Origin of the sequence: Chenggangzhangella methanolivorans (genome assembly GCF_019797865.1) — a bacterium.
Lineage (GTDB): Bacteria > Pseudomonadota > Alphaproteobacteria > Rhizobiales > Methylopilaceae > Methylopila > Methylopila methanolivorans.
The window spans coordinates 1,103,393-1,123,499 of sequence record NZ_CP081869.1 but is presented as its reverse complement, the minus strand read 5'-3'; the positions used below and the strand labels follow the sequence as shown (position 1 = coordinate 1,123,499).

General features: G+C 65.8%; 15 protein-coding genes, 4 pseudogenes and 1 riboswitch. Of the genes and pseudogenes, 13 read left to right on the top strand and 6 right to left on the bottom strand.

Features of this window, described 5'->3' with window-relative positions; all coding sequences use genetic code 11:
• Positions 1-2: 2 nt before the first annotated feature.
• Complete coding sequence (locus tag K6K41_RS05925) at positions 3-701, bottom strand: NADPH-dependent F420 reductase (protein ID WP_261404291.1); 699 nt, start codon at positions 699-701, stop codon at positions 3-5.
• A 92-nt stretch (positions 702-793) separates the two neighbouring features.
• Here K6K41_RS05925 and K6K41_RS05920 point away from each other — a divergent pair, with 92 nt between their 5' ends.
• The 4 genes and pseudogenes from K6K41_RS05920 to K6K41_RS05905 all read left to right on the top strand — a co-directional run bounded on the left by K6K41_RS05920 (position 794) and on the right by K6K41_RS05905 (position 3,681).
• Positions 794-1,705 carry a LysR family transcriptional regulator gene (locus tag K6K41_RS05920; protein ID WP_261404290.1) on the top strand — a complete coding sequence of 304 codons (912 nt, stop codon included), beginning with the start codon at positions 794-796 and terminating at the stop codon, positions 1,703-1,705.
• A 155-nt stretch (positions 1,706-1,860) separates the two neighbouring features.
• Positions 1,861-2,076, top strand: a pseudogene (locus K6K41_RS29305) (NAD(P)-binding domain-containing protein); the annotation flags it as partial.
• 664 nt (positions 2,077-2,740) lie between these two features.
• Positions 2,741-3,415, top strand: a complete 675-nt coding sequence (locus tag K6K41_RS05910) for a LysR family transcriptional regulator (protein ID WP_261404289.1) — start codon at positions 2,741-2,743, stop codon at positions 3,413-3,415.
• Positions 3,412-3,681, top strand: a complete 270-nt coding sequence (locus K6K41_RS05905; RefSeq protein ID WP_428978571.1) for a LysR substrate-binding domain-containing protein — start codon at positions 3,412-3,414, stop codon at positions 3,679-3,681. The genes K6K41_RS05910 and K6K41_RS05905 overlap by 4 nt, the downstream gene beginning before the upstream one ends.
• Positions 3,682-3,720: 39 nt before the next feature.
• On the opposite strand, the pseudogene K6K41_RS29300 reads toward K6K41_RS05905, so the two are convergent.
• Positions 3,721-5,134 (bottom strand): annotated as a pseudogene (locus tag K6K41_RS29300) (amidase).
• Positions 5,135-5,236: 102 nt separating this feature from the next.
• Between K6K41_RS29300 and K6K41_RS05885 the strand changes: the two are divergent.
• The 3 genes and pseudogenes from K6K41_RS05885 (at position 5,237) to K6K41_RS05875 (ending at position 9,244) form a co-directional block, all read left to right on the top strand.
• A pseudogene (locus tag K6K41_RS05885) lies at positions 5,237-5,798 on the top strand (TetR/AcrR family transcriptional regulator).
• A gap of 992 nt (positions 5,799-6,790) precedes the next feature.
• On the top strand, positions 6,791-7,894 hold the full coding sequence (locus tag K6K41_RS05880) for an alpha/beta hydrolase family protein (protein ID WP_261404286.1): 1,104 nt from the start codon (positions 6,791-6,793) through the stop codon (positions 7,892-7,894).
• A gap of 309 nt (positions 7,895-8,203) precedes the next feature.
• Positions 8,204-9,244, top strand: coding sequence for an alpha/beta hydrolase family protein (locus K6K41_RS05875; RefSeq protein WP_261404285.1), 1,041 nt, complete (start codon positions 8,204-8,206; stop codon positions 9,242-9,244).
• Positions 9,245-9,345: 101 nt separating this feature from the next.
• On the opposite strand, the gene K6K41_RS05870 is transcribed toward K6K41_RS05875, so the two are convergent.
• Both K6K41_RS05870 and K6K41_RS05865 read right to left on the bottom strand, forming a co-directional pair.
• Positions 9,346-10,341 carry a helix-turn-helix domain-containing protein gene (locus K6K41_RS05870; protein ID WP_261404284.1) on the bottom strand — a complete coding sequence of 332 codons (996 nt, stop codon included), beginning with the start codon at positions 10,339-10,341 and terminating at the stop codon, positions 9,346-9,348.
• Positions 10,342-10,667: 326 nt separating this feature from the next.
• On the bottom strand, positions 10,668-11,441 hold the full coding sequence (locus K6K41_RS05865) for an alpha/beta hydrolase family protein (RefSeq protein WP_261404283.1): 774 nt from the start codon (positions 11,439-11,441) through the stop codon (positions 10,668-10,670).
• 606 nt (positions 11,442-12,047) lie between these two features.
• On the opposite strand from K6K41_RS05865, the pseudogene K6K41_RS05860 reads away from it, so the two are divergent.
• The 3 genes and pseudogenes from K6K41_RS05860 to K6K41_RS05850 form a co-directional block, all read left to right on the top strand.
• Positions 12,048-13,292 (top strand): annotated as a pseudogene (locus K6K41_RS05860) (carboxylesterase/lipase family protein); the annotation flags it as partial.
• Positions 13,293-13,368: 76 nt separating this feature from the next.
• Entirely contained in the window at positions 13,369-13,716 is a 348-nt protein-coding gene (locus tag K6K41_RS05855) for a carboxylesterase family protein (protein WP_261405656.1), read from the top strand.
• Positions 13,717-14,134: 418 nt separating this feature from the next.
• Complete coding sequence (locus K6K41_RS05850) at positions 14,135-15,199, top strand: IS110 family RNA-guided transposase (RefSeq protein ID WP_261401868.1); 1,065 nt, start codon at positions 14,135-14,137, stop codon at positions 15,197-15,199.
• A gap of 369 nt (positions 15,200-15,568) precedes the next feature.
• Here K6K41_RS05850 and K6K41_RS05845 read toward each other — a convergent pair whose 3' ends face one another.
• A complete protein-coding gene (locus tag K6K41_RS05845; RefSeq protein ID WP_261404282.1) occupies positions 15,569-16,006 on the bottom strand; it encodes a hypothetical protein in 438 nt (145 codons plus the stop codon).
• Between the two features lie 171 nt (positions 16,007-16,177).
• The gene (locus K6K41_RS05840) at positions 16,178-17,299 is read right to left on the bottom strand and encodes a 2'-deoxycytidine 5'-triphosphate deaminase (RefSeq protein ID WP_261404281.1); all 1,122 of its coding nucleotides are present in this window, start codon (positions 17,297-17,299) and stop codon (positions 16,178-16,180) included.
• 158 nt (positions 17,300-17,457) lie between these two features.
• Positions 17,458-17,537: riboswitch (SAM riboswitch) on the top strand.
• A 51-nt stretch (positions 17,538-17,588) separates the two neighbouring features.
• On the opposite strand from K6K41_RS05840, the gene K6K41_RS05835 reads away from it, so the two are divergent.
• From K6K41_RS05835 to K6K41_RS05825, 3 genes are all read left to right on the top strand, one after another.
• Positions 17,589-18,788, top strand: coding sequence for an O-succinylhomoserine sulfhydrylase (locus K6K41_RS05835; RefSeq protein ID WP_261404280.1), 1,200 nt, complete (start codon positions 17,589-17,591; stop codon positions 18,786-18,788).
• Between the two features lie 188 nt (positions 18,789-18,976).
• A complete protein-coding gene (locus K6K41_RS05830; protein WP_261404279.1) occupies positions 18,977-19,168 on the top strand; it encodes a hypothetical protein in 192 nt (63 codons plus the stop codon).
• Positions 19,169-19,251: 83 nt separating this feature from the next.
• Complete coding sequence (locus K6K41_RS05825) at positions 19,252-19,779, top strand: DUF3060 domain-containing protein (protein ID WP_261404278.1); 528 nt, start codon at positions 19,252-19,254, stop codon at positions 19,777-19,779.
• Positions 19,780-20,107: the final 328 nt, after the last annotated feature.

The window sequence follows — 20,107 nt, the reverse complement described above, 5'->3', positions numbered from 1 at the left end:
TCTCAAACGACACGCTCGCGCATGACCGGGCCGGGGCTCGCCTCGATCACGGTCAGGGCGAGACGGATGAGGTCGGGGTCGCCGCCATATTCGTGGTCGGCGACGTGGTGGAGGAAGAGGCCGAGCTGCTCGATCTGCCGGGCGCCCTTCAGCGGTCCCGCGGCGAGCGGCCTGAAGCCGGCGTCCTCGATGAGCTTGCGCGTGATCCGCCCGGCGTCCGCGTCGTCGGTCACGTAAGGCACGCCCGGCCGAGTCGGGGCCGTCTCCCAGACCGACGCCTCGAGCACGGGAGCCGCCAGCGTGCTGAAGGCCTTCACGACGCGCGCCTTCGGCAGACGCTTCTGCAAACCCTCTGCCGTCGAACTGTCACGCATGAACTCGACGTCGTGGAAGTGCTTGAAGTCAGCCGTGACGCCGAGCGGGTTCATGGTCTCGATGACGATCTTTGCGTCGAGCGCGTCAGCGACTGTGGCGACGATCGTCTCCACCCGCGGCCAGTAAACCGAGAACAGGACGACCTCGCCAAACTCTGCGGCCTCGCGGATCGTGCCGAGGCGAGCCTTGTCGCCAAGCTCCGCCAGGAGAGGTTCGAGCTTTCGATCCTCGCCGTCCTTGGCGAGGACGAGCTCATGTCCCGCCGCCGCCCATGCCCGCGCGAGCCGGGCCCCGATGTTCCCCGTGTTGAGAATGCCGATTTTCATATGGGTCTCCGCGCCAGTTCGATTGGCGTGGCGGAGAGCTATGATGTCGCGTTTAGTGGATAAACCGGCTGGCCAGCACCACCTTGTCGCTCATGGACGCGACAATCGATCCCGCTCAGCTCAGGGCTTTTGTGGCCGTCGTCCGGTCCGGCTCCTTCACGCGGGCGGCCGAAGCGTTGGCGACTCGCAAGTCCCATCTCAGCCGCCTGGTGATCCGGCTCGAAGCGCGACTCGACGCGCAGCTCCTGCATCGGACCACACGATCCGTCACCGTGACAGAGCTCGGCCAAGAGGTGTTCGAGCGCGCTGTCGCGATTCTCGCCGCCCTGGAGGATACCGATCGGCTTGCAGAGAGCGCCAAGGGCGAGCCGCAAGGCGTGCTGCGCCTGACCTGCGGCGAAGAGTTCGGACTTTGCGTCGTCAGCCGCTGGATCGCCGGCTATCTTGCCGCTCATCCTAAGGTGCGGGTCGAGGCCGATTTCACCAACCGCATGGTCGACATCGTCAGCGAGGGCTACGATCTCGCGATCCGGGTCGGCACCCTGGGCGACGGCGATCTCACCGCAGCCAAGCTCGGGGAGGCCGACTACGCCCTGTTCGCAAGCCCTGACTACCTTAAGGCTCGCAACGCGCCGAAAGTGCCGCGAGACCTCGGCGCCCACGAGACTGTGGTGTTTGCGGCTGCCGGACGAAGCGCCGAGCTCAAACTGAGCCGCGGCGCCGACAGAGAGATCGTTCGCCTCGTTCCGCGCCTCCTGGTCAACAACAACCTCGCCGCCCGTGACGCCGTGGCCGCCGGCGTCGGCATCGGGCTGCTGCCGCGCTTCCAGGCCGCGCAGCTCCTGACCGAAGGCCGCATCCAAGAGGTGCTTCCGGGCTGGTCGAAGCCGCCGGCCCCAGTCCACGCCGTGTTCTCGTCGACCCGCTATCCCACGCCGAAGGTCCGGGCCTTCGTCGACCATGCGAAGAGAACCTTCACGTCGATGATCGCGGTCCCGGCCTGACGGCTGGACCGCGCTGACTGTTGCGTGCAGGGGCAACGGTCCATTGCCCCTGTCGTCACTGTCAGCCTTTCAAGGCGATCCATAGCTCTGGGTCCGGACGCGCCCGCCGGAAAAGTCGGCGGCGCGCCGCGGCCAGCTTATGGAGGGATCATCAGGTGACAGCACAATCGGAATCATCGGCTCGGGCCTCGTGGAAAGGCCGTCGCGCGGCTCGCCGTCAGGGCGGGATACAAGGTCGTGTGAGCAACTCGCGCGGCGCCGAAACGCTGACGGGCCTCGTCGCGGAGCTCGGCCCGCTTGCCCGCGCGGGCTCCGTTGAAGAGGCGATCGCGGCCGGGGACATCGTCACGGTCTCGGTTCCACTCGCCGCCTTCGAGGCGCTGCCGTCCGACGGCTTCGCCGGGAAGCTCGTGCTCGACCAGACGAACTACTATCCGGGCATGGGCGATTTCCGCCGCGCCGATCTCGACAGCGGGGAATTGACCTCGAGCGAGCTTGTGCAGCGCCACCTTCGCGGCGCCCGGCTCGTGAAGGGGCTGCACAACCTCAGCTGGATCCACATGGAGAGCAACGCCCGGCCCAAGAGCGACGCCGACCGGACGACCCTGCCGATCGCGGGCGACGACGCCGTGGCCAAGCAGGCTGTGACCGAGTTCGTCGAGGCCATCGGCTATGACGTCGTCGACGCCGGCTCGCTCGCCGAAAGCTGGCGCATCGAACCCAACACGGCGATCTACTTCTGGCGCTACGCGCCGGTCGTCCCAGAGGGCGTAACGGGCGCCGAGGCCAAGCGGATCTATCAGCAGCGGGGCGAACCCGTTTTCTCCCGATCAGGCTCGGACGCTGATCCGAGAGGCCGTGCGCCCGTCGCCGATCGGTGGGACGCTCGAAGGCATGCCGCAGGTCCACATCGATCTGTTCCTCGAGCAGGCGAGCCCCGAAACCGTGAAGCAGTGATCCCGAACGCGCCGGACGCTGTGCGCGGCGTCCGGCGCTTGATTGCCCGATCGCGTGGCAGATGGAAAAATGTTGTCCATGAAGACAACAATCAGCTTTTCCGAGATGCAGGCTTTCGTCGCGGTGGTGACGGAGGAGTCGTTCACCGCGGCCGCCGAACGCCTGGAAACCGACAAGGCGCGGGTCAGCCGGATCGTCCAGCGCATCGAGGAAAAGCTCGGCGCGAGGCTTCTGAACAGGTCGACCCGGCGGCTCAGCGTGACCGAAGTCGGCCGGGACTATTTCGAGCGCGTCTCCTCGATCCTAGCCGCCGCGGAGGCCGCCGAAGCAACAGTTGCGCAGCAGTCCCGGGAGCCGAAGGGGCGCCTGAAGATCACTGCGACGCCCGAGTTCGGAACGACCCGGGTCGACGGCTGGATCGCCACCTATCTGCGCACATGGCCGAAGGTCACCGTCGAGACGGTCTACTCGATCCGCGCCGTCGACATCATCCACGAGGGGATCGACGTGGCCATCCGGATCGGAGCGCTGCAGGATTCCGAGCTCTCGGCGCGCAAGCTCGGCGACATCACCTACGGCCTCTATGCGTCGCCCAGCTATCTGAAGAGCGCTGCGCCGCTGCACGCAGTCGACGACCTGAAGCGCCATGACCTGATCATGAAGACGGCAAGCGGCCGCGCCGTCTGGACGCTGGCCAGTGGCACGTCACGGAGAAGGTCTCGCAGACGCCGCGATGCGCGCTCGACAACATGATCGCGCTGAAAAACCTCGCCGTGTCGGGACTTGGAGTGACCCAGCTTCCTCGCTTCATGGCCGCGCCGCATGTCGCCGACGGAACCCTGGCTCACGTCCTGCCCGGATGGGCGAACGCGCCGATGCCGGTCCACGCCGTCTTCGCCTCGACGCGGTACATGGACCCGAAAGTGCGAGGCTTCGTCGATCTGTGCCGAGAGGCTTTCCAGGACGGCCCCGAGCACGGAGCAGACTCTAAACACTCAGCGGCCGCGGCGCCCTCGTAGAGAGGATTTCCACGAGGGCGCCTCGTCGAAGGTCAGCCTTCACCCCAAGAGATTGGGCCGTAGGCCTCGAACGGGGCTGACCTCTTCGAGCAGCGACGCGAGATGAAGGATGGTGGGCTCAGTGCGCCAACCGCCGATGATCTGGACGTTGATCGGCATGCCGTCCGTGCTCGTGCCGAACCGCATCGACAGGCCTGGCAAGCCGGTGACGTTGAGCGGCACGGTCGCGGCCTGGAGGTAAGTCGCATCCACCGTACGGCCGTCGATGACGAGCTGCTCGACGCCATGCCGGTGCGCCGGGATCGGCAGCACCTGCGTGATCAGCGCGTCGTAGTCCCTGAAATAGGCCGCGTAGCCGTCGCGCAACCGCTCCGCCGCCTGCTCCCCCTCGATGTAGTCGTCCATCGCCGTATCGGGCAGCGAGAGCATGGTCCTGGCCATCTTGTAGAGCTCGTCCTCGCGACGTCCGGCCGTCGCCGCCCTGAAGGCCGGCTTCATCTCCATGACGTGGAGGCGGTTGAAGACGTCGAGCGCGAAGTCCCGCTCCAGCGCCGGGATGCTCACAGGCTCTACGAGAACGCCGAGGCCCTTGAGCGCGTCCCGCCGCCGCCTCGACAGTCGCCGCAACTTCCGGGTCGACCGGCCCGAGGCCAGGCCCGACCATCCACCCCACGCGGAGCGGCCGGTCGGACGAGCGCGCAAGCCCGGCGCCGACTGCCGCGCTGCTGGCGAACGCGTCGAGGCCGTCGGGGCCGGCCAGTTGCGAGATGGCGAGCGAAAGATCGCGAACGCTGCGGGCCATCGGGCCGACATGCCAGAAGCGCCGCGGCGCGCGGGGCCAGATCCCCGTCATCGGCACGAGCCCATGCGTCGCCTTCAGCGAGGCGATACCTGTCTGGGCGGCTGGCCCGCGCACCGAAATCGCGAGGTCCGTGCCGAGCCCAAGCGGCGACATGCCTGCGGCGATCGCCGCGGACTCGCCGCCGCTCGACCCGCCCGGCGTGCGTTCGGGATCCCACGGGTTGTTGGTGCGGCCGGAAAGCAGATTGTCGCTCTCGATCCAGTAGGAGAATTCAGGAAGGTTGGTCTTTGCGAGCAGAATGCCGCCGGCGTTCTTCAGGCGCGCGACGCTGGTCGCATCCGTCTCCGGCGTGCGGCCCCTGAAGATCGGTGAGCCCCTCTGAGTCGGCACGCCGGCCGTGTCGATGGAATCCTTTACGGTGAAGGGCACGCCGTGGAGTGGGCCAAGCGCTTCGCCGGCGAGCACCGAGGCCTCGGCGACTTTCGCGGCCTCGTGCGCACCGTCCGCGACCGTGACGATCGCGTTGACATGTCCGTCCACCGCTTCGATGCGGTCGAGATGAGCGCGGACGATCTCGACCGGCGAAACTTCGCGGGTGCGGATGAGTTCGGCGAGCCGTGTCGCGTCGGAGAAAAGGATGTCATCGGTCATAGCCTAGCCTCTACCTAACGTTCGTTAGGCATCAATTGGATGGTGATTTTCGTTCCGTCAAGCCCTATCTAACGATCGTTAGGTTCATTGGGGCAGACAGCCGTGACCACGAATTCCCGAGAAGCGATCCTCGCGGTGGCGACGCTGAGCGCACAGGCGCACGGCTATCTCGGCATGAACTTCCGCGACCTCGCGGCCGAGGTGGGGATCAAGGCTGCGAGCATCTATCACCACTTTCCGAGCAAGGCCGAGCTCGGTGCGGCCGTGGCCAGGCGCTATTGGGAAGACGCCGCAGCCGTCCTCGAGGCGATTTCGGACGAGGCCGCTAACCCGGCCGAGGCATTGCGCCGCTACCCCGCAACGTTCCGTGGCGCTCAAGAACGGCAACCGGATCTGCCTGTGCAGCTTCATGGCAGCCGAGTTCGACGACCTGCCCGACGTCGTGAAAACGGAGGTGCTCGCATTCGCCGACGTCAACGTGGCGTGGCTGACGCGGCACGTGTCCGCCGCGGGGCTTGCCCCTGCCGGGGAAAGCGAAGCGAGGGCTCGTTCGATCTATGCCGCTATCGCCGGGGCCCAGCTCGTCGCGCGCAGTCGTTCGGACGTCTCGATCTACGATGCCCTTATCGACGGCTATCGCGCCGCCGGGCTGCTTCCCGACTAACTTGACTGGACTTGTTTGCAGTGGATCCGGAAACGGTAGGGTGAGCTCGGCGGCGCACTTCTTCGACTAAACCTAGCAGCCGACGTAGCTGCCCAAGTTGAGGCAAAGCGGCTTGTGCGGACCATGGATCGATTGAGCTCGACGTTCCCAGAGTACTATCTCTAACATCCGAGCCGGAAGCAGACGCCGCCCGCTTAAGCCGTCGCTGCTTCCCGAACGACTTACAGCGGACGCGAAGCCGATATGCCGGTTATCACGCCCTTAAGTCTGGCGGCCAACATTTTGTCGACGCTCGCGGTAATCGCGCTAGCGGCTCGCGGATGAGGACGCCGCGTTTTCCAAGACAACGCCAAGCCTGCCTGAAGCTGGACGATTTCGCCATAACGCGCTCGAACTCGTCCGAGACCTACACGTCGCCGACGAGCGACGTCGCGCGGATGTTAGCGGCGACGTCATCGAGCGCCGACTCTCGGCGGCCGGTGGCTAAAACATGGGCTCTGACCTGAACGAGCCTCTTGGCCGAAACGAGGCCAGGCCCGATCGCGCCCTTTGCCTAGCGGTCGTGCAGCGAACGCCGCTTCCAGTTCGCCACACGCCGAGACTCGGAGAAAGCCATCGGCGGACAATGGCCGGCGGCTTCCCGCAGCTCTCATTGTCTCGACGCTGGAAGCCGCCGTCAGGTGGAGAGACGCCGCCGGGCTCGGCTCGCGTCTTCAGCAAAATATCAGGGAGGAGCAAATGCCGGAAGATCAGGACTCCGTCAGACGCCGTCATACCCATGACGGCGTCTTTTTGCTTGCCGCGCAATTATCTGCGGTTCGACGTCGGCGGCCGGGGCGTGGGAAAACCCGCTAGAGAAGCGCTACACGTCAGGACCTCTGGAGGTCTGCGACCAGGGCGCCTTCTTCGTTGGCGGCGTCCCGAAAGTCACGAACTACGCGACGTCCTCGGACGGAGGGCCACCACAGCAGATCACGATCGGCCAGTCCTACGTGCAGTTCCAGATCCCGGCCGAGCGCCGGAAGTGGCCGATCGTCATGATCCACGGGTCGACGCATACGGGGGCGGCGCTCGACGCGACGCCGGACGGCAAGGAGGGCTGGTACTCCTACGCCGTGCGCAACAACCTCGCGACGTTCATCGTGGACCAGCCCGGACGCGGCCGGTCCGGTTTCGACCAGTCCGTAATCCTAGAAGCGAAGGGCAAGAACGACTGGAGCCTGATTCCGTCGAGCTTCGGCCGCATCACCGACAACGGCGCGTGGACGACGTGGTTCGGCCATCTGCTTCCGAGCGGATCGGACATCACCACCGGCACGATGATCCGTCACGGCGATCCCGGCGACCCCGACGGTCCGGAGGATTTCAACCAGCCGTCCGAGAAGCACGGACGCTATCTTCCGGCCTTCCCGATCCCTCCGGTGAAGAACTCCGTCGACGCTGACGTCGTCGCGCGGGAGGGCGCGATCGGTCCGGCGCCGAACCCGAAGAACAACCTCTATCTTGGCCTCGAATACTACAAGCAGTTGGTTCCGAACGGCGAAGTGACGCTACCGGGATCCTTCTGTCCAACCTGCAACCCGCAGACTCTCAACGCGATCGACACCTGGCTTCCGAACGCGCTCGCCGATCTCGTCGAGGGGCTCGGCGGCGCGATCGTCTCGCCGCACTCGCAGTCGACCTCGTCGGTGTTCCACATGGTCCGCATCCTGCGCGAGCGCGGCCAACTCCATCTCATCAAGGGCATCATCATCCCCGAGGGAGCCGGCACCAATCTCGAGGCCGCGGGCCTGACCGGCCGGGACTTCGACACGATCCCGTTCCTGCTGGTGAACGGCGATTATCGCCCTCTCGCGACGCGCCAGATCAACTACGCGGCCGTCGCGGCGATGAACGCCAGCCGGTCCCGCAAGGTCGGGCCGGCGCTTGCGCTTAACATCGAAGACCCGCGCTTCAACGGCAAGCTCAAGGGCCATACTCACATGGGCATGCTCGGCTCTACCGCGCTTCGGGAGTTCGACTTCTTCCTCGAATGGGCCGACGAGAACATTCCGAATCCGATGGTGAAGGCCTCGTGCAAGGCCAAGCGCGACTGACCTTCCGACGCCTGTGTCGAGGCGTCTGACATCAAAGGGAGTGGCGGCCGCAGGCGCAGCCGCCACTCTGCATTTGGCCGTTCGCGCCTCCTTCGGCCACGGGCGCCCAAACGATGCGCTGAACGCCGGATTTCATGCGCTCAGCGCTGAGATGCCGCGTAAGGTCTCATTACGCTCGACCTCTCGTTCAGGGAGGACGCAATGACTTCGACTTTGAAAAGGACTTCGACTTGCGCGGCCTGGGCCGTCGCATTCGCGATCGGCGCGGCTGGAGGCGCGGAGTCAGCGCTGGCGCAAGGGTGGTCCGATGTGAAGGCGTCGCCGCCGCTGACCCTTCAGGGGCAAGGCAGCTTCTTCGTCGGCGGCGACGTCGAAAAGATAAAGACCGAATACCTGACCTCTCCGGATTACGCCGGAAAGATCATGACGGACCAGATGTACGTGCAGTTCCAGCTGCCGGAGAAGACCAACAAGCAGTTCCCGATCGTCTTCATGCACGGCTGCTGCCTGACCTCCAAGACATGGGAGACGACGCCCGACGGGCGGATGGGCTGGTACGAGTACTTCACCCGAAAGGGCTTCAAGACCTTCATGGCCGAACAGGTCGGCCGCGGCCGATCGGGCTTCGATCCGACGCGTTTCGCGCGGGTCAACGCCGGCGACGCGCCCAACACCGACAACCCCAACATCCTCGTCGCGACGGATCGCTTCGCCTGGAACGTCTTCCGCTGGGGCGACTACGAAACGAAGACGCCCTATCCCGGCCAGCGCTTCCCGATGCAGACCGTCGGCGTCGGCGAGAACGCGGGCTACAGCTTCTACAAGCAGGTCATCCCGGACCTGAACGCGACGCTGAGCGACGCCGCCTCTCCCGACTGCAACGGCGGCACCTGCACGCCGATTGAGCCGGACGCGCCTTATAACAGCCCGGACAATCTGGCGCGGCTTTCGAACCAGCTTGACGGCGCCATTCTGGTCGGCCACTCGCAGTCGTCGAGCTTCCCGACCCGCGCCGCGCTTCGGGGCGCGGCGAAGACAGTGAAGGGCATCATCCAGCTCGAAACCGGCTGCTTCACCAACCTGACGGCTGATCACATCAAGATCCTGAAAAAGATCCCGATTCTGATCATGGTCGGCGACAACTACACGGTTCCGCAGCCGACCCCGGCCTGCGTGACCATGCGCGACCAGATCAACGGCGCCGGCGGCGACATGACCTTCATCTCGCTGCCGGCGATCGGCATCAAGGGCAACAGCCACATGTTCATGCAGGACACCAACAATCTCGAGGTGGCCGACGTGATCATCGACTGGATCAAGCAGCACGTGGCCAAGGATCGCCGGGGCTGACGGCTTAGACCGCCGAACCAAGCGAGCGACGCGCGGCCCTGATCGGCTGCGCGTCGTAAGATCCTGCGGCTTGGAAGCGATCCGGGCGATAGACCGAGCCTTCAGCCGAAAAAGGCCCGATCCCCCCGTATGGCGCGGGGCTGGGCGCCGAAGTGTCGGCGGAACGCTCGGTTGAACGTCGACAGGTCGTTGAACCCCCAGCGGAAGGCGAGCTCCGAGATCGACGCGCGCCGGCCGCAGGCCGACGTCAGTTCGGCGCGGACCCGCTCCAGTCGCTCGACCATCACGTAACGGCCGAAGCTTGTTCCGAGCCGGGCGAACTGCTTGTGGATCTGACGGGTCGACACGCCGAGCTCGGCCGCCACGCCGCTCGGCGAGAGGTCGGGCTCCGCCAAGAGGTCGTCGATCACGCCGAGCATCGCCCCGGTCGGCCCGCGGGCGCCGCGATGAGGCAGAGGCTCGGCCGAAAAGCATCCGAGCGACAGCGGCAGCAGCGCGACGCAGGCCTCGAACACCGAGGCGAGTTCGTCGGGCGACGACGAGCGCAGATTGCTCGCGAGCATCCGGAGACACGACGACAGCGGCTCGATCAGCCTGTCGCCCGGCACGACGGTGTTGAGCGAGCGCCCGGACATGCCCGGCACGTCCGCGAAACGCGACATCGGGATGCAGAACCCGACGCTGCGGTTCAGCGCGCCGGCCTTTTCCGTCAGGTGGATCGGCTTGTGGCTATGGTAGAGAATGAGGTCCCCGACCCCCGCGACGTTGCGCCGATCGGCCTGCTCGAGGCTCATCTCGCCCGACAGGATGTAGTTCCCGTAGAGCGACTCGGTCGGCGACGCGGCAATGTTCGCCTTGCTCTTGATCGCGCGAAGCCCCGTGGTGGCGCTGACGCCGACCGCGCATTCGCCCAAGCCGATGCTCTCGATGCGCCCCTCGAACGGCGTCTCGTCTTCGACGGGTTCGGGCGTCCAGGGCATGTAAGAGGAGCAGACGCCCTCCCGATAAACCGCAAAGGCGCGCTTCGCCGAAGCATACTTGCTGTCCCAAACCTGGAGTCGAGGCGTCTGGGGCCGCTTCGTTTCGATGCTGTCCATGGCATGTCTCCCCACGTCGGCGCGGCCGCCGTCAAATAGGAGACGTGCAGAAAGGCGCGACGCTTTATTTTGTTTATACGACACGCACGCAACGAACGAATTTGTTCATTTCTCCTTTCGCTATATTCGAGCGCTGGATCACGCTAAACAGATGCGTTATTAAAAGACATATCCAGTTTAGCGCATGTATTTCTTCTTATTGCTGAGATGTTACTATGTCGGTGCGGGCTGACAAGACATCCAGAAGTTGAAAGATTACGGGAAAACAAGCCGCGGCCTCCGACGCGGCGAATGAGCGCCGCGTCGGAGGCTCTGCGGCCCGCGGCTCAGTCTCCGGAGCGGTTCTTGCCGACGGCGCGCTTTGCCGTGCGCCGCAGGGCGTTGTCGCGGATCCAGTCGAGCATCCAATCGGCGACCTCGAGATTGTTGCGGTCCTGCATGAGCATGTGGGTGTTGCCCTTGAAGCCGAACTTCGGCAGCTCGGCGAGAAGCGCGGTCCCACCCGCCGCCTTCAGGCGCCGCACGAAGGCCTTGCAGTCCGCCAGCGCCTTGGTCCAGAGCGGCCCGGAGATCTTCGAGTCCCCAAGATGGTCGCCGAACACGATCAGCGTCGGGATCTTGGCGAGGCTCGCGAGTTGCGCGTCGGTCGGCGGCGGGCACTGCCCCTCGATCGACACGACGCCGAGCACGTTAGAGCTATCCGCGAGCGCCGCCTGCTCGGGAAAGAAGCCGGACTCCGAATGGCCGACAAGCACAGCGCCGCCGGCCGACCGCGCAAGATCGGCGAGGTTGGCGTAGGTCGGGTTCGGAGTGGGCAGCGTCGCGTTGAGATCGGGAATGACCTGATTGCCGAACTCGCCGAGCGCCTCGATCGGGAATTGCTGGTCCGCGAAGGGCTCGGGATATTGAGGGCCGAAGCGGAACAGGTCCCAGGCGGCTTCGCGCCCGAAGGTGAAGATGGCCGGCAGCTTCTCGGGCGGCTTCTTGCCGAGCCGCACCTGGTTGATCGTGGTCGCGTCGAAGCCGGACCGGGCCCGCGACGACTGGTCGGGCAGATAGACCGCGTGGCCGCGCCGGACAAAATATTCCGCCCAGCCCATACGGCCGTCCGGCGTGTCCTCCAGGTCTTCGCGCTGAGGCAGCAGCCGTGCAGCAGCACGATCGGCGCGCGGCTCGCCTCGCCCTTCGGCGCCTGGAACTGCACGTACATCTGACCGGTCTTGATGACGTCCGTGTTTGAATAGCCGATCTGGCCGGCGGGATTGCCCGTGGTCGCGTTGGTGCGGGTTTCGAAGCCGCCGACGAAGAAACTCCCTTGGTCCTTCAGCACAAGAGGGGCGGTCAGGTCCGGACGGTCCGCCGCGACGCCTGCGCCGACGCCGGCGATCGCGAAGGCCAAAGACCCGACGACAAGCGTCGCGACGCTCCTTTGATGTCTCATGTGATGCTCCTATCGGTGCGCCGAACGGCGCAGGCCGAGATCACGCCATGTCTCGCGCGCGGTCTCGGCGCTGAGCGACCTTCAATCAGCGTCGGGCGCACCGCGCGAGCCGCCTGAGAATGCGCTGAACGCCCAGTCGGCGTTCGCCCGCCGCCGAGACGCCTGCGCCCAAACCTCGCTCAATCGGCCGACCGAAGCGGCCCCGATAAGGCCGCCGGCCGGCCCGGCGTCACCGCCGCGCCAAAGCAGCTTTAGGGAGGCTGAGATGACTGGAAGGATTGGAACGTGGACACGCGCGGCCGTCGGGCGCGCCACCGCCGCCGGCGCGATGCTGCTTGCGAGCGTCGTCGCGGCCGGCGCCGCGGGGCCGCTTGTGAAGACCGACAAGGGCGACGTTCGCGGCTTCGTACAGGAGGACGTCGCGCGCTTCTACGGCATCCCCTACGCCAAGCCGCCGGTCGGCAAGCTGCGCTGGAAGCCTCCGGTGGAGGCCGACGCCTGGAAGACGACGCTCGACGCCGTCTCTTTCGGCCCGCAATGCCTGCAGGTGACGACGCTCGGCCCGTTCGCCGGGCCGCAGAACACCAACGAGGATTGTCTCTATCTCAACGTTTACGCGCCACTCACCGCGCTCGGCGGCACGAAGCTTCCGGTCATCGTGTGGATCCACGGCGGCGGCAATGTCGACGGGGCGAGCGACGCCTATGACGGCTCGAAGATGGCCCGCGACGGCAAGACCATTGTGGTCACGCTGAACTACCGCCTGAACCTGATGGGGTTCCTCGCCCATCCCGCGATCCAGGCCGAGGGCGAGCTTTTCGGCAATTACGGCATCATGGACCAGCAGGCCGTGCTGCGATGGGTTCAGGCCAACATCGGAGCGTTCGGCGGCGACCGGAAGAACGTCACGCTCGGCGGCCAGTCGGCCGGCTCCTCCGACACGATGGCGAACATGACCTCGCCGCTCTCGGCGGGCCTGTTTCACCGCGCCATCCTGCAAAGCGGCGTGGGCTCGACGACGCCGCTCGCCACCGCCGAGACCAACGCCAAGAATATGGCGGTGGCGGCCGGTTGCGGCTCCGGCGTCGACGAAGCGACGGCGAAGTGCCTCCGGAACCTGCCCGCCGAGGCGGTCTTCAAGCTCGCCGGCACGCAGAGCGCCAACGGGCCCTACATCTCAGGGCTTATCGAGGACGGAACCATCATCCAGCGCCGCTTCGTCGACACGCTGGCCTCGGGCGTCTTCAACAAGATGCCGGTGATGAGCGGCGCAACGATCGACGAGGCGACGTTCGGCCTTGGGATCACGCAATACTTCCGGCCCGGCCGGACGCCGTTCACCGAGGCCGACTATGACGCCAAGATCGCGACCTATGGCGCGGCGACCTTCCCCGCCGACGCCCAGCGCCGCGTGAAAAGGCTCTATCCGCTCTCGAAATACGAGTCGCCGCTGCTGGCGCTCGACGCGATCCAGAGCGACACCACCCAGTGCACGCAGCACAACACCAACGTGCTGCTGTCCGATCAGGTGCCAGTCTACGCCTACCAGTTCGCCGACCGCACCGCGCCCACCCTACTTCCCAAAGATGCCCGGTTACCTGTCGCTCGCCTATCACACAGCCGACATCCAGTACCTGTTCATCGGCTGGCACGGCGGCGACCAGGGCATCCCGCACGACCTCAACAAGCAGCAGCGGAAGCTCTCCGACGAACTGGTTGCCGCCTGGACCAGCTTCGCCTGGAGCGGCAATCCGAACGGTTCCGGCAACAGCCCATGGCCGCGCTTCCGGGCCAAGAAGAACCTTCCCGGCGTGCTCGAACAGAACATCCCGTTCTCGACCGCCATCACCGACGCGGAGTTCGTCGCCCAGCACAAGTGCGACCTCTGGGACTCGATCCTGAGCTATCACCCAACGAAGACTGCATCGAACTAAGGTCCGAACGGGACTTTAGCGGTCGCCGGCGTCGTCTGGCGACCGCCACGTATTCAAATGGAATATTGAGCCCTTGCTGGAATCAAAAGGACTCCTGCCAAGCAATTATCGCTTAGGTCCGAATAGGGTTAGCGGCTGCTGCGATTTGGGCAGCGGTCGCATGGTTGGCGCGGGTGTAGCTCTCAAACGGAGAACGCAGCAAAATGCGTTGTGCCTCCCGTCTGGCGGCGCGCGTTAGCATTCTTCGTCCAGAAGATCCTTCAGCGCGGCGTTGGCGAGCATAAAACCGGCCAGCATCCGTCGACGCTTCCGGCCGAGAGCAGACCCTCCGAGCGTCGGCTAATGGGATGGACCGGCTGCTTCCCTCGGCGGGTTAGCCTTCAAGGCTGTTGCCCGCGAAGACCTGGAGAAGCAGCCCATGCAAACGACCCGCGAAACCACAACGCCCGCGCTGACATCCGTCGGAATCGATATCGGCAAGGACGTCTTTCACGTCGTGGGTTTTGGCCCCGACGGGAAGATCGCGTTCCGGAAGAAGATCCGACGGCTTGCCCTCGTCGAGACGTTCAGGGCGCTTCCGCCCTGCATCGTCGGAATGGAGGCCTGTCTGAGCGCGCACTTTGTCAGCCGGACGCTGCGTGAGCTCGGCCATGAGCCTCGGATCATTCCGGCGATCTACGTGAAGCCCTTCGTGAAGGGCCAGAAGAATGACTACAACGACGCAGAGGCGATTGCTGAGGCGGCATTGCGGCCGAACCTAAACCTGGTTCGGGAGAAGACGCAGGATCAGCTCGATCTCCAATCCTGTCATCGAGTGCGCTCGCGGCTGGTGTCCCGCCGCACCGCGACCATCAACCAGATCCGCGCCTTCCTGATCGAACAGGGCATCGCGGTCAGGACAGGTTCGCGCTCGCTGCGCAACTCGCTGTTCGAGATCTTGAGGAACAGGGAGAGCGAGATCTCGCCGCGCATGCACGACCTGATCGTTGGGCTTTATGAGGACTGGCTCTGGTTGGACGAACGCATCGAGACCATCACCCGTGAGATCGAGCAGATCAGCCAGACCGAAGAGAACTGCCGTCGGTTGATGAGCGTGCCGGGTGTCGGGCCGCTCATCTCCACCGGCGTGGTCGCCGCGATCGGAACGGGCGAAGCCTTCGAACGCGGACGCGATTTCGGCGCCTGGCTCGGCCTTGTGCCGCGGCAGTACAGCACTGGCGGGAGGTCGATCCTCGGGCGCATCTCGAAACGCGGCAGCCGCTATCTGAGAACGCTGTTCATCCAGGCTGCGAACGTCATCCTCATGCGGCCGCAGAACTGGGAGCGGTTCAGCTTCGGATCGTGGCTGAAGGAAGCGGCGACGCGCCTTCACCGCAACAAGCTGGCGACGGCGCTGGCCAACAAGCTCGCCCGCATCGCCTGGAGCGTTCTACGTCATGACAGGGCGTTCGACGCTCACCCTGTTGAGGCTACGGCGATCTGAAGCCGTAGCCTCGTTAAGTTCGCGACCGAGAACTGCATGGAACGGATCGATCAACGCGCTCGGAGTCTGATGACCCTTAGGGTCGCTTGGCGACCTGTCCGCTAATGAGACCAAATGCGCGTGCGTATTCCCATCAAGGCCACGGCCCGCGAGCCGATCAAACAGGCCGGATACATATCAGCGACTTCCGCACCAGCACGCCTCAGTTGCGAACAGCAGCCGGTCCATACATACGGGTCACGGGTGGCCAGTAGGCCTGATGCGCCAACCACCGCAACGTCTAGATCGCCTTCGTAGCTGCGGAACGTGTGCTCGATCCAGCGCGCCGATGTCGCTTGGCGCCGGCGATAGCTGCCTGGTGCGCGTTCCTCAGTTCAGGCGTAGCCGCGCCGATCGGTACAGGTCCTCTCCGAAGACCGGCATTTCAATCTCGTAGGCGTCGATAAACGCCCGGATCTCAGGCTTGGCCATCGGTTCGCGGAAGATCGAGCCGTTTCCATAGAGCTTCTGAAACGCCAAGCAAAAATCGTCGAGCCGCTCTTCAGCCAACGCCGCCTGAAAATTTTCCGCGCTCGGCTGCACGTACTGTCCCCAACCAACGCCGCGTTCTAGCTCAGCGCGAACGCGCCGAACGATTGCCTCGGGGGTGACTTCAATTCCGAGGACAGCGAGTTCCCTCGGCGCTTCTTCTACGATTCCGCAGAGCCCTCTCACGCTTAGTGGTTCGATAACGCCCGTCCTGCGCTGCTCGAGAATGCAGGGGGAGACAAGGAAATCATCATCGTCGATGCCAGCAAAGTCGGTCATTCGGGGATCTCTAGGTTTGCCAAACTGGAGCTACGCTCGAAATTCGTTGTTAGAAGGACTCATACAAACTCTTGAGTTTTTCAATTGGTGCGCAAATATTGCTGGCAGCTTGAGCAAAATAGGCCGCTCTAGAGCGATGTTTGCTGAGATTCCAAGGTCACCCGCCCGCCCTCACGGCGCCCGAAAATGCTTGGAGAGCTTCAACTTCTGGCCCTGGTAATTCGACGTCTTGAGCTCGCCGTAGAGCGTCGCCGGGCGCTCCAGCATGCGCTCGTAGACGAGGCGGCCGACCGTCTGGCCGTGTTCGAGGATGAACGGCACCTCGTGGGAGCGCACCTCGAGCACGGCGCGCGCGCCCGAGCCGCCGGCCTCGAAATGGCCGAAGCCGGGATCGAAGAAGCCCGCATAGTGCACGCGGAACTCGCCCACCAGCGGATCGAACGGCGTCATCTCGGCGGCGTGGTCGGGCGGCACCTGCACGGCCTCGCGCGAGGCGAGGATGTAGAACTGGCCCGGATCGAGGATGAGGCCGGAACGGCCGGCGCGGATCGGCTCCCAGAAATCCTCCACCGCGTTGGCGCCGGGCGCATCGACGTCCACGACGCCGGTGTGGCGCTTCGCCCGCCAGCCGACGAGGCCTTCGCCGTCGCCCTTGAGGTCCACGGTGACCGCGACGCCGCCCTTCACGTCGGCCGCGTCGTCGTCGACGAGGCGCGCGCGCGTCTGGAGGTCGGCGAGTTCGGCGTCGGTAAGGCGCGCCTCGCCGCGGCGCAGCCGAAGCTGGCTGAGGCGCGAGCCGGCGCGCGCCAGCACCGGGAAGGTGCGCGGGGAGATTTCAGCGAACAGCGGGCCGGAATAGCCGGCCGGGATCTGGTCGAAGGCCCGCGCGCCGTCGGCGATGACGCGGGTGAAGACGTCGAGGCGACCCGTCGAGCTTTTCGGATTGGTGGCGGCGGCGACGTCCGCCGGCAGGGCGAGCCGCTCCATCAGCGGCGCGATGTAGACGCAGCCGGTTTCGAGCACCGCGCCCTGTTCGAGGTCGATGGTGTGGAGCGTCAGCTCCTTCAGGCGCTCCGCGACCGAGGCCCCGCCCGGCAGGAAGCTCGCGCGCACGCGGTGGACGACCGGCCCGAGCCGCAGGTCGAGGCTCGCCGGCTGGATCTGGTCGGCGGCGACCGGGCGGTCGAGCGCGATCGCGCCCTCGGCGATCAGTCTTTCGATCGCCTGCGAAGGCAGAATGCCGCCGATTTGATCCGAACCGAGCAAGGCGCGCTCCCGAACTGTCGCCGTCATGCCCGAGCTTGTCTCGGGCATCCACGACTTTGCATCGCCTCGCTCTACGCCGAAGTCGTGGATACCCGGCTTCGCCGGGCATGACGGGCGTGGGGCGGTCGATATCCGGCTTTACCGACAAGCGGCGTTGACGCCAAGCGCCGCGGGGCGTAACTCCAGCGCTCTCCCGTGGTTCTTTGGGCCGGCCGGCTTGCAGCCACGTTAAACGAAACCGCTAAAAGGCCGGACGCGCGACGCCCAAGGGTTTTCTCACCGTCGCGGCCCGGCCGATCCTTCTGAGGTCGCCCCCATGGCCCGCGCATCGCTCCCCAAAGACCGCCAGCTCCATGACGCCACCCGCCTCGTGCACGAGGCCGAGGCGCGGTCCGGCTACGGCGAGATGTCGGAGGCGATGTTCCTCACCTCCGGCTTCGCCTACGAGACCATGGAGGCGGCCGAGGCCCGCTTCGACGGGCGCGACCCGGGCTTCATCTATTCGCGCTTCTCGAACCCGACCGTCTCCACCTTCGAAAAGCGCATGATCGCGCTCGAAGGCGCCGAGGCCGGCCGCGCGACGGCCTCGGGCATGGCGGCGGTCACCGCAGCGATGCTCTGTCAGGTCAAGACCGGCGACCACGTGGTGGCGGCCAAAGCCCTGTTCGGCTCCTGCCGCTACGTCGTCGAGGACCTGCTGCCGCGCTTCGGCGTGCCCTCGACGCTCGTCGACGGCGGCGATCTCGACCAGTGGCGCGCGGCCGTGCGCCCGAACACCAAGGCGTTCTTCATCGAGACGCCCACCAACCCGACGCTCGAGGTCTACGACATCGAGGCGATCGCCAAGATCGCCCATGAGGCCGGGGCGCTGCTCGTCGTCGACAACGTGTTCGCGACGCCGATCCTGCAGAAGCCGCTGAAGCTCGGCGCTGACGTCGTGGTCTACTCGGCCACCAAGCACATCGACGGGCAGGGCCGCACGCTCGGCGGCATGGTGCTGGGGTCGGAGAAGTTCGTGATGGACCACCTCCACACCTTCCTGCGCCAGACCGGGCCGTCGCTCTCGCCGTTCAACGCCTGGACGCTCGCCAAGGGGCTGGAGACGCTGGCGCTGCGCGTGGAGCGCATGCAGGCGAGCGCGGCCGCCATCGCGGACTATCTCGCGGCCCATCCGAAGATCACGACCCTGTCCTATTGCGGGCGGCCCGACCATCCGCAGGCGGCGCTCGTGAAGAAGCAGATGTCGGGCGGCGGCACGCTGGTGGCGTTCCGCGTCGACGGCGGCAAACAGGAGGCGTTCCGGCTCGGCAACGCGCTCGAGGTCGTCAAGATCTCCAACAATCTCGGCGACGCCAAGTCGATTCTGACCCATCCCGCCACGACGACGCACCAGCGCCTGTCGCCCGCTGACCGCGAGGCGGTGGGGATCGTGGACGCCACGCTGCGGCTCTCGGTCGGGCTCGAGCATGTCGACGACCTGATCGAGGATCTCGACACCGCGCTGAAGGCCGTCTGAGACGCGTGTTAACGCCTGCTTCACCATGGTCCGTTTCGTGACGTAACCCGACGCGCAGTCGCCGCGTTCGCGGGGTAGAGATCGCTCGCCCGGGAGCCAGGACGGCTCCATGAACGGGGCTTGGAACAAGCGATCAGATCACCGAGGAGGACGACGGCCGGCACGCGGCCGTCTGAGGAGACGCGCGCATGGAGTATCGGGTGTTCCAGAACCGGGGCCGGAAGACCAACGACGACGACCGGCCCAAGACCTTCGGCCGGAGAGCTGTCTATACGCCCACGCCGGCCGAGGACGAGGTGAGCGCGGCGCAGCTGCTGAAGGCGCTCGCGCTCGGCCTCGGCATCGGCGCGCTCGCGGCGTTTTTTGCGCCCGCGCTGTGACCTGAGGGCCGCTTGACCCAGGGGGCTTCGGCGCGATGTCCGGCGCGGCCCGCCGGAACCGGGCTCGTTCGAGGGGATTTCGCATGACCATCCGTTTCGCCCGCATCGCGCCCGGCGCGAGCCTCGCGCTTGCGCTCGCCATCCCGGCGTCCGCGCTCGCCGAGCCGCTGAAGATCGAGGGCGTCGGCATCAGCCGCGAGGTTCCGTGCGGCGGCGAGGACGTCGGGATCTACGGTGCGGAGAACAAAATCGAGCTCACGGGCGCCTGCGGGAAAGTCATCGTCTACGGTTCGGCCCACGAGGTGACGTTCGAGGCGGCGAAGGAGATGCTGGTCTCGGGCGTCGGCCACAAGGTGCGGGGCGGCGAGACGGGCGCGCTCGGCGTCGACGTCACCCAGAACGAGGTTGCGGCGACGATCAAGCCGACCGAGGGCTCGGCCAGGGTCGAGATCGCGGGAGCGCAGCAGAAGGTGACGCTGATCCTGGCCGGCGCCTCGACGCTTCAGGTGAACGGCGCGGACAACGCCGTCGAGTGGAAGACCGCCGACGGCGCCCCGAAGCCGAAGATCTCGTCGATGGGCGCCGCCAACACGGTGAAGCAGGCGAAGTGAGGGGCTTCGGCGGGGGTTAGGGCAGTCCGGACCAGGCGGCGTCGCCTCGACCGTCATGCCGAGCTTTGCTCAGGCATCCACGACTTTGGCGTAGGGCTCTACGATCCCAGAAAGTCGTGGATGCCCGCGCTGCCGCGCGGGCATGACGGCGGTGAGCGAGATTGACCCCATCATACTCTTGGCGAGGCGCTTTCGATCGTCATGCCCGAGCTCTGCTCGGGTATCCACGACTTCGGCGGGCGCTCCGCGATCCCGGTAAGTCGTGGATGCCCGCTCTGCCGCGCGGGCATGACCGCGGTGTTGCGTCAGCGTCGAGCGAGAAAATGCG

Bases quoted from the DNA above. Each gene is read 5' to 3' on its own strand.
- K6K41_RS05830 (WP_261404279.1), top strand. From the start codon at position 18,977: ATGGAGTATCGGGTGTTCCAGAACCGGGGCCGGAAGACCAACGACGAC.
- K6K41_RS05865 (WP_261404283.1), bottom strand. From the start codon at position 11,441: ATGGGCTGGGCGGAATATTTTGTCCGGCGCGGCCACGCGGTCTATCTG.
- K6K41_RS05840 (WP_261404281.1), bottom strand. From the start codon at position 17,299: ATGACGGCGACAGTTCGGGAGCGCGCCTTGCTCGGTTCGGATCAAATC.
- K6K41_RS05925 (WP_261404291.1), bottom strand. From the start codon at position 701: ATGAAAATCGGCATTCTCAACACGGGGAACATCGGGGCCCGGCTCGCG.
- K6K41_RS05850 (WP_261401868.1), top strand. From the start codon at position 14,135: ATGCAAACGACCCGCGAAACCACAACGCCCGCGCTGACATCCGTCGGA.
- K6K41_RS05855 (WP_261405656.1), top strand. From the start codon at position 13,369: ATGCCCGGTTACCTGTCGCTCGCCTATCACACAGCCGACATCCAGTAC.
- K6K41_RS05910 (WP_261404289.1), top strand. From the start codon at position 2,741: ATGAAGACAACAATCAGCTTTTCCGAGATGCAGGCTTTCGTCGCGGTG.
- K6K41_RS05905 (WP_428978571.1), top strand. From the start codon at position 3,412: ATGATCGCGCTGAAAAACCTCGCCGTGTCGGGACTTGGAGTGACCCAG.
- K6K41_RS05825 (WP_261404278.1), top strand. From the start codon at position 19,252: ATGACCATCCGTTTCGCCCGCATCGCGCCCGGCGCGAGCCTCGCGCTT.
- K6K41_RS05835 (WP_261404280.1), top strand. From the start codon at position 17,589: ATGGCCCGCGCATCGCTCCCCAAAGACCGCCAGCTCCATGACGCCACC.
- K6K41_RS05920 (WP_261404290.1), top strand. From the start codon at position 794: ATGGACGCGACAATCGATCCCGCTCAGCTCAGGGCTTTTGTGGCCGTC.
- K6K41_RS05845 (WP_261404282.1), bottom strand. From the start codon at position 16,006: ATGACCGACTTTGCTGGCATCGACGATGATGATTTCCTTGTCTCCCCC.
- K6K41_RS05870 (WP_261404284.1), bottom strand. From the start codon at position 10,341: ATGGACAGCATCGAAACGAAGCGGCCCCAGACGCCTCGACTCCAGGTT.